Origin of the sequence: Halomonas sp. ND22Bw, from assembly GCF_003011945.1 — a bacterium.
GTDB classification, from domain to species: Bacteria; Pseudomonadota; Gammaproteobacteria; order Pseudomonadales; family Halomonadaceae; genus Halomonas; species Halomonas halophila.
Window position 1 is genome coordinate 1 of the sequence record NZ_PXWD01001510.1, and the last position, 246, is coordinate 246.

Below are 246 nucleotides of genomic sequence, written 5' to 3' on the forward strand. Positions count from 1 at the left end.
TCCAACGGGCGCCTTGAATGATCGGCCCGACCGAAAGAGACCGAATGCGTAAACTGCTCCTCGTCGGCTGCGCCGCACTGGTGCTCGGCGGCTCCGCCGCTGCTGTCTCAAGCCAGACCCCCCGCAACGAAACCTTCCGCATGCTGGAGCTGTTCGGCGACGTGGTCGGCATCGTCGAGCAGGCCTATGTCGTCCCGGTCGACAACAAGAAGCTGATCGAGGCGGCGCTGGCGGGCATGATGACCG

1 pseudogene is annotated in these 246 nt (G+C 65.0%); it reads left to right on the forward strand.

Going from position 1 to position 246, the window contains the following annotated elements:
* Positions 1 to 44: 44 nt before the first annotated feature.
* Positions 45 to 246 (forward strand): annotated as a pseudogene (locus tag CVH10_RS23260) (hypothetical protein); the annotation flags it as partial.